The following is an 11,093-nucleotide window of genomic DNA, read 5'->3' on the forward strand; positions in this document are numbered from 1 at the left end:
CGATGCACGGACGGACCATCCCCTGGCGTGTCGAGACGAGGACCAAGGCCTCGACCGTGTTCGCCGTCATCGCAGCGCTGATCGTGATCGCCGGACTGGTGGCGCCGATCTATTTGCCGCGCGCCACCTTGCAGGACCTGTTCTTCATCCTGACCATGCTGGTGCTGGCGCAGAGCTGGAATCTGCTGGCCGGCTACGCGGGGCTGGTCTCGGTCGGTCAACAGGCCTTCGTCGGCCTCGGCGCCTACGCGATGTTCGCCGGCGTCGTTCTGCTCAAGCTCGATCCGCTGCTTGCGATGTTGCTGGGCGGCGTGGCGGCGGCGCTGCTCGCCATCCCCGCGGGCTTCTTTGCCTTTCGCCTGCAGGGCGCCTATTTCGCGATCGGCACCTGGGTGGTCGCAGAGATCGTGCGGCTGGTCGTGGCGCAGTGGAAGACGCTCGGCGGCGGCACCGGCACCTCGCTGCCGGGCACGGCCACGCGGGCCATGTTCGGCACCGATCTCGTGCAGCGCCTGCTGGGAGTCCGGCCAGCGCAGGCGGTGGACGTGATCTGCTACTGGCTGGCGCTGCTGCTGGCGGTCGCGACGATCTTCACCGTGTATCGTCTATTGCGCTCGCGCCATGGCCTCGCGCTGGCCTCCGTCCGCGACAATCAGGAGGCGGCGCGCGCCATCGGCGTCGATGCGCGACGGCTCAGGGCGATGGTCTATCTGACCAGCGCCTTCCTGACCGGACTGGTCGGCGCACTGATCTATGTGCAGAAGGCCAGGATCTCGCCGGACGCGGCGTTCTCGGTGATCGACTGGACGGCCTATGTCATCTTCATCGTCGTCATCGGCGGCATCGGCACCATCGAAGGCCCGATCGTCGGCGTGCTGATCTTCTTCGGCTTGCAGAAGCTGCTCGCCGATTTCGGCTCGATCTACCTGCTGGCGCTGGGGCTGATCGGCATCGTCATCATGCTGTTCGCGCCGCAAGGATTGTGGGGCCTGTTCGCAAGCCGGACCGGCATCCAACTGCTACCGGTTCGCCGCCTGCTGCGCGGCGGATCTCTCGAGACCTGACCATCAACAACAGACGACAGGGAGGGCCCGATGGCCGACATCACGACAGACGTTCTCATCATTGGCACCGGTCCGGCTGGCTCCGCCGCCGCGGCGCTGTTGTCCACCTACGGCGTCGAGAACATGGTGGTCAACCGCTACCGATGGCTGGCGAACACGCCGCGGGCCCACATCACCAATCAGCGCACCATGGAAGTTCTGCGCGATCTCGGCCGCGACGTCGAGGACGAGGCCTACATGTTCGCCTCCGAGCAGGACATCATGGGCGAGAACGTGTTCTGCACCTCGCTGGCCGGCGAGGAGATCGGCCGGCTGAAGACCTGGGGCACCCATCCGCTGTCGCGCGCCGAGCATCAGCTGTCCTCGCCGACTGAGATGAACGACCTGCCGCAGACCTATATGGAGCCGCTGCTGTTCAAGACCGCGTGCTCGCGCGGAACGCAGGCGCGGATGTCGACGGTGTACGAAAGCCATGTGCAGGATGCCGACGGCGTCACCACGACGCTGCTCGATCGCCTGACCGGCAAGACGCTCACGGTGCGCTCGAAATATCTGCTCGGTGCCGACGGCGGCAATTCGCTTGTGGCCCAGCACGCCGAGCTGCCGTTCGAGGGCAAGATGGGCGTCGGTGGGTCCATGAACATCCTGTTCAAGGCGGACCTGTCGCGCTATGTCGCGCATCGGCCATCGGTGCTGTATTGGGTGGTGCAGCCCGGCGCCGACGTCGGCGGCATCGGCATGGGGCTGGTGCGCATGGTCCGGCCCTGGAACGAGTGGCTGATCGTGTGGGGCTACGACATCAACCAGCCGGCGCCTGACGTCGACGAAGCCTTCGCGATCAAGGTGGCGCGCGACCTCGTCGGCGACCAGGAGCTTGAGATCGAGCTTCAATCCGTGTCGACCTGGACCGTCAACAACATGTACGCGACGCGCACCTCGAACGGCCGCGTGTTCTGCATGGGTGACGCCATCCATCGCCATCCGCCATCGAATGGACTAGGGTCGAACACCTCGATCCAGGACGCCTTCAATCTCGCCTGGAAGCTCGCTTATGTGATCAAGGATCGCGCCGGCCCGAAGCTGCTCGACAGCTACACGGTCGAGCGCGCGCCGATCGCCAAACAGATCGTCACCCGCGCCAACAAGTCGATCGAGGAGTTCGGCCCGATCTTCCAGGCGCTCGGCCTGCTGGACTCGATTGATCCCGTCAAAATGCAGCAGAACATGGACGCGCGCTGCGACCGCACCGAGGATGCCGAGCGGCAGCGCGCCCGGATCCGCGAGACCATCGCCAGCAAGGTCTACGAGTTCGATGCGCACGGCGTCGAGATGAATCACCGCTACGGCTCCGAGGCGATCGTGACCGACGGGCAGGCGGAGCCTGTGTTCACCAAGGACCCGGAGCTGCACTTCCAGCAGACCACGTGGCCGGGCGCACGGCTGCCGCACGCTTGGCTGTTCGGCAAGGATGGCGAGAAGATATCGACGCTGGACCTCGCCGGTCATGGCAAGTTTACCGTGCTCACGGGCATTGGTGGCGAAGCCTGGGCCGCGGCCGCAAAAAAGCTTGGCAAGGACCTCGGCATCGAGATCGACGCGCATGTGATCGGACCGCGCCAGACCTGGCAGGACCTCAACGGCGATTGGGTGCGGCTGCGCGAAGTCAGGGACGGCGGTGTCGTGCTGACGCGTCCGGATCAGCATGTGTGCTGGCGGCGGGAGACCTTGGCCGAGGACCCGGCCGCGGAGTTGCGCCGCGTCTTCAAGCAGATACTTTCGAACTGAGAGAGGAAGACCTCATGGATGATCATGAGCAGGGCTATTTCACCGAAGAAAACTCCGCCGAGGTCGTGATCGGCCGCAACAAGAACGCCGGGGATGCGCGGCTGAAGGAGGTGATGGCGGTCATCACCCGCAAGCTGCACGAGGCGGTGAAGGAAATCGAACCCACCCAGAAGGAGTGGTTCGAAGCGATCATGTTCCTGACCCGCACCGGGCAGATGTGCACCGACTGGCGGCAGGAGTTCATCCTGCTCTCCGACACGCTCGGCGTCTCGATGCTGGTCGACGCGATCAACCACCGCAAGCCGGCCGGCGCCTCGGAGAGTACGGTGCTTGGGCCCTTCTACGTGCATGATGCGCCGGAGTTGCCGCTCGGCAGCAACATCTGCCTCGACCACAAGGGCGAGGACATGGTGATCTCCGGCATCGTCCGCGACACGGCAGGGCGGCCCATCCCGAACGTGAAGCTCGACGTCTGGCAGACCAACGACGACGGCTTCTACGACGTGCAGCAGAAGGGCCTGCAGCCCGACTTCAATCTGCGCGGCGTGTTCCGCACCGACGAGGCTGGCCGCTACTGGTTCCGCGCGGTGAAACCGCGCTTCTATCCGATCCCCGACGATGGCCCGGTCGGCCAGCTGCTGGGCAAGCTCGGCCGGCATCCGTTCAGGCCCGCGCATCTCCACTTCATCATATCCGGGGATGGCTTCGAGACGCTGACGACCCATATCTTCGACCCCGACGATCGTTACATCGACTCCGATGCGGTGTTCGGCGTGAAGAAGAGTCTGCTCGCAAAGTTCGAGAAGATCGATGATCCAGAGCGGGCGCGGCAGTTCGCGTTTGCGAATCCGTTCTGGGAGACGAAGTTCGACTTCGTGCTTGCGCCCGAGAAGAAAGGCTAGGCGCCCGATCGTCGTAGGCGCCTCGCCTCGCCGGCGAGTCGCGCAGGTTCGGGCCACCAATGAGCAAATGTTCGCCCATGTTCCGTCCCGCTGCAGTCGACTGCCGAGGGGGCATTCAAGATTTCGCCCGACTCCAGTCACCGCGCCGCTCGGTTCGCTCGCGGGTCAGAGCGGCGAACGCCATATTTCGTGCGCTACCTTAAAGATATTCCAGCGGGGCGCGCGGCAAATTCGATTGCTGCCGCGCGCGATCCTCAGCATCATACCGACCATCAGATGTTTGGAGTGATGACGTCCTTGTCGTTTCGACAGCAGCGGGACTCGTCATTTTTCGGAACCGCCATTGATGCTTCAGAGGAGCAAGAGGTTCACGCACCAGTCGTGCGTGCTTCTCCGCTTGTCTGAATGTTTCCAGATTTGTCCATGTTGGGTCATGGAGCTCGACGCCGCTCGTAACCGCAGCGGTGCGGGCGGCCGAGTCCGATTCGAAAATGGCTCGCTGGCGCGATCGGCCGCGCCACGAGAGGGTGGTGAAGCAGGTAGGTTCGAGCGCAATGCGGCTGTGGGTACAAGTTCACACGTGGACGTCGCTGATCAGCATGGTCTTTCTGCTGATGCTGTGTCTGACCGGGCTCCCGCTGATCTTCCATCAGGAGATTGATCACTATCTCGAGGACGAGATCTCCGCGCCTGAGATGCCATCGGGCACGCCGCTTCTGCCGCTCGACCGCCTGATCGCATCCGCGCAGCAGCGGCTTCCTGAGCAGCATGTGTTGTTTGTTGCGCCGAAGGAGGCCGAATCGATCGCCGTGGTCACGATGTCGCCGACGGCCATACCCGTTCCCGGCCAGTTTCATCGCCTGACGGTGGACGCCCGGACTGGCGCCGTTCTCGGCGAGGAGGGGCCGCATCAGGATGTCATGGATGTCATCCTGCGGATCCACAGGGACATGTTCACCGGCCTCCCCGGTGAGCTGTTTCTCGGCCTGATGGGCCTGGTCTTCGCCGCGTCCATCATCTCGGGCGTCGTGATCTACTGGCCGTTCATGAAGCGGCTTCAATTCGGCACGGTCCGGAACCGCTCCGCACGCCTCAGATGGCTCGACCTGCACAATCTGCTCGGCATCGTCACCGTGAGCTGGGCTCTCGCGGTGGGGCTGACGGGCACCATCAACACGCTTGCCGTTCCGCTGTTCGATCTCTGGCGCGCCCAGACCATGCCGGCGCTGCTCGCGGCCTATCAGGGCAAGCCGCTCGCGGAGGCGAAGTCCGTCGGCGGCGCGGTCGATGCCGTACGCGCGGCGTTTCCGGATCGACTGGTGGCGTTCGTGACCATGCCGACAACGGCGCGGTTCGGCAGCCCGCAGCATCTGATCGTCTGGACCAAGGGCGGCACGCCGTTCACCGCACGCATGTTCCAGCCCGTTCTGGTCGATGCGAATGACAGCGCCAAGATGGTGGCGCCCGGGGTCTCTTGGTATCTGCGCGCGCTGCAAGTGTCGCGGCCGCTGCACTTCGGTGACTATGGCGGGCTGCCCCTGAAGATCATCTGGGCGTTGCTCGATGTTATCACGATCATCGTGCTGAGCAGCGGCCTTTATCTGTGGGTTGCAAAACGATGGGGCAGCAAGCGGCGGCTCGCGACAAGTGCGGCCGCAACGGTGGCGCCGGTGACGGTGTCGCCATGAGGCCGCCCACAGCATCGCCGACGCCGTCGGCGCGCATCGCGCAACTGTCGACATGGCAGGTGTTTCGCGCGCCGCTGCTGATCGGCCTGGTCGCGGCGGCCGGCTTGGCATTCGGGCTGCTTGGCGACGGTCTCTGGGATGGCCTGTGCTGGCTCGGATTATCGATCCCGATCCTGTTGTCGCTGATCTATGGCGCGGGATGGCGTGCCGGTTTCAAGTCCGTGGCGCAGGGCGCTCAGTCCGAAGCGCGCGACGCGCCTCACTGACGGATCCCTCTGCTCCCGCATCGGCAGCAGGCGTCTCTCTCCCTCTCTCGCGCGCGTCTCGAATCCTCGCGCCGCACGGGCCGTCGTCCTGCCGCATCACTTGCGGCCTCATTGCTGCCCGCGGCAGGGCCGCGACCGCTCTCCGTCGATTCTCTCATTCCCGCGCATGGGTCATGGCCGCGTCGTAGCGGCCGGTCTGTTCGTACGACCATCAGCGGTTGGGGGCGGCCAAGTTGCGTGCGGCATTATGCATCGAGAGCAGATCTCGTCGATCAGTCCAGCTCTGATCGCATCGACGAAAACATTCAGAAACACGCATCGCGTAGTCCGCCATGACGCGGGCCGCGGTCGCACGATTTCGTGACGTATTTGAAGCGAGATTGAATCAAGAATGGAAATACAGTTAGTTGTATCTCGTCGAGATCTCGGCGCGTTGGTTGGTCTGCTCTTCGTTTGAGTCATGCGACCAGAATGGCGCGTTGCGAAGCGATGCGCGCGAATCACAGCAGCGCATGCTCTTCTTTGGAAGGCTTCGAATTAGTCGCTCCGCAAAAAATCACTCTGAAAATCCAATCCGTTGAATCGCGCGAGCCGACGGAATTATCGCTCGTTAGATGAGTTCTACGCGGTACGACGCCATCCTCAAATACCTGTGTGTTAGGAGCGCCGGTGAACCAAGTTGGAGCTTGGGATGATCGGGGTGTCGGAATGGTTTGTCGTGTGAAGGATAGAGATTTCAGGTTGCCGATTTCGTTGGGGCTCGTGAGCTCGTTGGCTCTCACGTTGGGAGTCGGGGGCGTTCAGCAGGCATCTGCTCAGACCAAGCTGCCTGACGTGACGGTGGATGCACCGAAGCAGAAGCCACGGCAGACGGTTCAGCGGACGCAGGCGACGTCGACACGGAACGTGCAGCGTCGCGTCGCCGCCCGCAATCTGCCTCCAAGGGCGCCGGTTCCCTACGTGACACCCTCGACCGGCACTGTCGGCGCGCCACCGTCGCCCTATGCCGGCGGCCAGGTCGCGAGCGGCGGCGGGCTCGGACTGCTCGGCAATCGCGGCGTGATGGACACGCCCTTCAACCAGACGAGCTTCACGTCGCAGCTGATCCAGAACCAGCAGGCCCGCACGATCCGCGATGTGCTGATCAACGATCCCTCCGTGCGCGCGGTGCAGGCGGCCGGCGGTGGGTCAGACGGCCTGTTCATCCGCGGCTTCTACTACGACAGCGGCGACTATGGCTTGAACGGCCTCGCCGGAATCGCGCCCTATTACTCCACCGGCGCGAACTTCATTGAGCGCGTCGAACTGCTCAAGGGGCCGGCCGCTCTGCTCAACGGCATGACGATCGGCGGCACGGGTGCCTCGAGCGGCGGTGCCGTCGGCGGCAGCGTCAACCTCGTCACAAAGCACGCTCCGCTGGAGGACGTCACGCAGTTGACGACCACTTATGCCTCGAAGTCGCAGCTTGGTGAGCAGATCGATGTCAGCCGCCGCTATGGTGAGCACAAGGAATGGGGCGTGCGGCTGGACAGCACCTATGCGAACGGCGATACGGCCTGGAACCGTCAGCACGACGAGTTCGGCAATGCTCATCTCGCGGTCGATTATCACGGGGAAAACGTCCGGGTTGATGCCGATGTCGGCTATCAAGCCGACAAGCTGAACCCCCCGCTGCGCTTTTTCGGCGTCGGTCCTGCGGTCACCAGCATTCCGGCGCCGCCGTCAGCCGGCACAAATTTCCAGGTGCCGTGGGCCTATTATGCGCCGACGGATTTCTTCTCGACGGTGAAGGGGGAGGTCGACCTCAATGACAAAATCACGGCATATGCCGGCTTCGGCTATCATGACAGCAATATCAACTATCGGTATCCATCTCCGACTCTTTTGAGCAACGCGGGAGGGCTGTCCGGGACGCCGGGAACTGCAAGCGAAACCTACAAGACCTATGCTGGCGAAGCCGGCCTGCGCATGACCGCGGACACCGGCCCAATCAACCACGCCATCAATGTCGGCTATTCGATCACCGACCGGACGTATACCCAGCAGCTCGTGGTCGGGAAGGCCGCACCCTGGAGTCTCTACACCGAGCCGACAGATGTCGCGCTGCCGACATTCTCTACGACGCAGGCGAATCAGGTGGTCGGCGCAAACCTCTGGAGCATCGGTGTCTCGGACACGATGTCGCTGCTCAACAAGCGGATCCAGCTCACGGTCGGCGTCCGTCGTCAGACGGCGGGGACCGAGGTGACAAATCTTCTCGCTGCAGCGTCGAGCCGACCATTCGAGGACGTGTCGGTGTGGACGCCGGCCTACGCGCTGGTCGTGAAGCCGGGCGAGCATGTCTCACTCTATGCCAACTACATCGAGGGACTGCAGACTCCGACGGTTGTCGCCTCCGGCTACACCAACACCGGTCAGGTGCTTCCGATGGGGCAGACCAAGCAGGTCGAGACCGGAATCAAGGTGGACTTCGGCCGCATCACGACGACGCTGAGCGCGTTCGACATCTCGCGGCCGAGCGTCATCAATGTCGCTTCGACCTCCGGCGCTTTGACGCAGGTGTTGAATGGTGTTCAGCGTAACACCGGTGCGGAGTTCAACGTGTTCGGAGAGGTCATGCCGACGTTCCGGCTTCTGGGAGGCTTCGCCTACATTCATGGCGTGCAGGAGAAGACAGCAAGCGCCGCCACCGACGGCAAGCGCGCGATCGGTGTGCCCGAGCTGACGGTGAACCTCGGTGCCGAATGGGATACGCCGTTCGTGCGTGATCTCACGCTGACCGGACGAGTCGTCTATACGGGAGCACAGTATGTCGACACGGCTAACAAGCTCTCCTTGCCGGATTGGACGCGCGTCGACCTGGGTGCGCGCTACACGTTCAAGTCGCCGTGGAACGGCAAGCCGATCGTCGTACGCGGCAGCGTCGAGAACGTCTTCAATAAGGCGTATTGGGCGTCGGCCTACAGCGGCGTGATCACCCTGGGCGCGCCGCGAACCTATCTGGTCTCGACGACCTTCAACTTCTGAGACCGTAGATCGATTGTCGAGAAGCAGGCCGTCGCACGGCAAACGTGCGGCGGTCTGCTCGTCTTCAGGGCCACAGACCTGCTCTGCGACAATCAGATGAAAATTGTTAGTTTGTATTCTGACGCGATCGGCGTGATCTCGATCTGATCGACTGCATCCTTATGTTGAATTGCTGATCCGACGTTACCTTGGAGAGATTAAAAACTGTCATCGACGGTATCCTTTTGACTGTCATTCTCAACTGCATTACTCGTAGTTCACCGCCGCCGCTTGTTAGTAGGAGTATCCGGGCATGATGGTCTTCGACCGAGACGATGTCACCTTCACCGTCGTCGTGAATCACGAAGAACAATATTCCATTTGGCCGACGTTCAAGAGCATCCCCAATGGGTGGAACGCGGTCGGCGTGACCGGAAGCAAGAAGGAATGCCTGGACCATATCGAGCAGGTATGGACCGATATGCGGCCGCTCTCGCTTCGCAAGTTCATGCAGGACAATCCGGCGGGATCAGCGGAAGCCTGACGCGAAGGAGGGCGGCTGCAATGCGCCTCATCTGTTTGCCGTATGCGGGAGGCAGCGCGATGATCTATGCGCGCTGGAGGCGGCAGCTTCCGTCGTCGATCGATGTCGTTCCGTTGGAGTTGCCTGGGCGTGGGGTGCGGATGGACGAGCCGTTGCACACGGATCCGGCGGCATTGGCCGACCAGCTTGCGGTCGAGCTGGCCCGCGAGCCATTGGCAATGCCCTACGTTCTGTTTGGTCACAGCCTCGGCGGCTTGATCGCTTACGAGGTCGCGCAGAGGCTGTGCGCGCTGGGAGCGCCCAGGCCGAAGATGCTGCTTGTGTCCGGGACGGAAGCGCCGGCCATGCGCGACGGCAGCCGGTGGCTGGATCCGCTCAGCGACGATGCTCTGCGCGATGAGCTTCTGAGACTGAAAGGAACGCCACCGCAAGCTCTGGAAAATGCGGAGATCATGCGGGGCGCGCTGCCGGTCCTGCGCGCCGACTTCCTGATGTGCGGCAACTACGTCTATCGGACGCGGCCGCCGCTGCGCTGTCCAATCCATGTCTTCGGGGGAGATCAGGACGAGACACGCTTGGAGGCGCTGGATGCCTGGCGTGCCGAAACATCGCTGGCGTTCGGGCTCGATATGCTGCCGGGAGACCACTTCTTCATTCACACGCGGCAAGCCGAGCTGTTGCGGCGGATCGCCGCACTATTAGCGCCCGTGACGCGCTCGCAGGTCGCTGCCGTCGGCGCGGAACTCTGATCTGAACACAGAGCCAGCCGCGGCTGGCGCAGAAATGTTGATGCCCTAGTCGGGGCGGAGCTGAGGACAAGTGATGTTCGCAATGCAACCTAAGATAGACAATGATGCGTTGCCATTCCTGCTGCGGGCCGACGGCAAGCAGCCGCTCGCCGAGGCTGCGACCGAGTGTCGCGATATGATCGAGCGCCAGCTGTACGCGAGTGGCGGAATTCTCTTTCGCGACTTCCAGCTCGACGGCGCCGAAGCATTCCGGAGCTTCGCAGCCGGTTTCGGTCATCCGCTGCTGACTTACGAATTCGGCTCCACGCCGCGGACGCAAGTCAGCGCTGGTGTCTACACGTCGACGGAATATCCGCCGCATCAGAGCATCCCATTGCACAACGAGCAGGCCTATACGCGCGATTGGCCGATGAAGATCTGGTTCTACTGCCAGCAGCCGGCGCAGCAGGGTGGCGAGACGCCTGTTGCCGACAGCAGGCTCATCCACCGCGACATGCCCGCGGCGATTCGCAAGCGTTTTGCAGACAAGGGCGTCATGTATGTCCGCAACTATGGCAGCGGCCTCGATGTCGACTGGCGGCAGGTCTTCGGCACCGAGTCCAAGGCAGAGGTCGAGCGGTATTGCGCGACCCATTCGATCGTCTGCGAATGGAAGGATGGCGACGAGCTGCGGACGCGGCAGGTCTGCCAGGGCATTGCGGTGCATCCCGTCACCGGTGACACCGTGTGGTTCAACCAGGCGCATCTGTTCCATGTCTCCAGCCTCGCACCTGACGTGCGTGAGAGCCTGCTCGACATCGTCGGCGACCCGCTCGAGCTGCCACGCAACGCATTCTATGGCGACGGGTCGCCGATCGACGACGAGACGCTGACAACGGTGCGTGGCGTTCTCGAGCGGCACAAGATCGTCTTTCCCTGGCAGGCCGGCGACGTCGTGATGCTCGACAACATGCTGACGGCGCATGCGCGTGAGCCTTTCAAGGGCCCCCGCAGGGTGATCGTTGCGATGGCGCAAGCCCATCGGATTCACTGAGCCTGGACCCGTCGAGCCCCTCGATCGAACGTCACGCTGCTATCGGATATCTGGAC

The 11,093-nt window shown here is 63.1% G+C and carries 9 protein-coding genes; all 9 read left to right on the plus strand.

Going from position 1 to position 11,093, the window contains the following annotated elements:
• Positions 1–2: 2 nt before the first annotated feature.
• A complete protein-coding gene (locus QQL87_RS19935) occupies positions 3–1,064 on the plus strand; it encodes a branched-chain amino acid ABC transporter permease (protein ID WP_284420451.1) in 1,062 nt (353 codons plus the stop codon).
• A gap of 30 nt (positions 1,065–1,094) precedes the next feature.
• Positions 1,095–2,849, plus strand: coding sequence for an FAD-dependent oxidoreductase (locus tag QQL87_RS19940; RefSeq protein ID WP_284420449.1), 1,755 nt, complete (start codon positions 1,095–1,097; stop codon positions 2,847–2,849).
• A gap of 14 nt (positions 2,850–2,863) precedes the next feature.
• The gene (locus tag QQL87_RS19945; RefSeq protein WP_284420448.1) at positions 2,864–3,751 is read left to right on the plus strand and encodes an intradiol ring-cleavage dioxygenase; all 888 of its coding nucleotides are present in this window, start codon (positions 2,864–2,866) and stop codon (positions 3,749–3,751) included.
• A gap of 554 nt (positions 3,752–4,305) precedes the next feature.
• Entirely contained in the window at positions 4,306–5,439 is a 1,134-nt protein-coding gene (locus tag QQL87_RS19950) for a PepSY-associated TM helix domain-containing protein (protein WP_284420511.1), read from the plus strand.
• Positions 5,436–5,705 carry a hypothetical protein gene (locus tag QQL87_RS19955; protein ID WP_284420446.1) on the plus strand — a complete coding sequence of 90 codons (270 nt, stop codon included), beginning with the start codon at positions 5,436–5,438 and terminating at the stop codon, positions 5,703–5,705. The genes QQL87_RS19950 and QQL87_RS19955 overlap by 4 nt, the downstream gene beginning before the upstream one ends.
• Positions 5,706–6,413: 708 nt before the next feature.
• Positions 6,414–8,732: a TonB-dependent receptor gene (locus QQL87_RS19960; protein WP_284420445.1), complete on the plus strand. Its 2,319-nt coding sequence runs from the start codon at positions 6,414–6,416 to the stop codon at positions 8,730–8,732.
• 292 nt (positions 8,733–9,024) lie between these two features.
• Complete coding sequence (locus QQL87_RS19965; protein WP_284420444.1) at positions 9,025–9,255, plus strand: MbtH family protein; 231 nt, start codon at positions 9,025–9,027, stop codon at positions 9,253–9,255.
• Positions 9,256–9,275: 20 nt separating this feature from the next.
• Positions 9,276–10,004 carry a thioesterase II family protein gene (locus QQL87_RS19970; RefSeq protein ID WP_284420442.1) on the plus strand — a complete coding sequence of 243 codons (729 nt, stop codon included), beginning with the start codon at positions 9,276–9,278 and terminating at the stop codon, positions 10,002–10,004.
• Between the two features lie 82 nt (positions 10,005–10,086).
• Positions 10,087–11,037 carry a TauD/TfdA family dioxygenase gene (locus QQL87_RS19975; protein WP_284420440.1) on the plus strand — a complete coding sequence of 317 codons (951 nt, stop codon included), beginning with the start codon at positions 10,087–10,089 and terminating at the stop codon, positions 11,035–11,037.
• Positions 11,038–11,093: the final 56 nt, after the last annotated feature.

Origin of the sequence: Bradyrhizobium sp. SSBR45G, from assembly GCF_030159255.1 — a bacterium.
Lineage (GTDB): Bacteria > Pseudomonadota > Alphaproteobacteria > Rhizobiales > Xanthobacteraceae > Bradyrhizobium.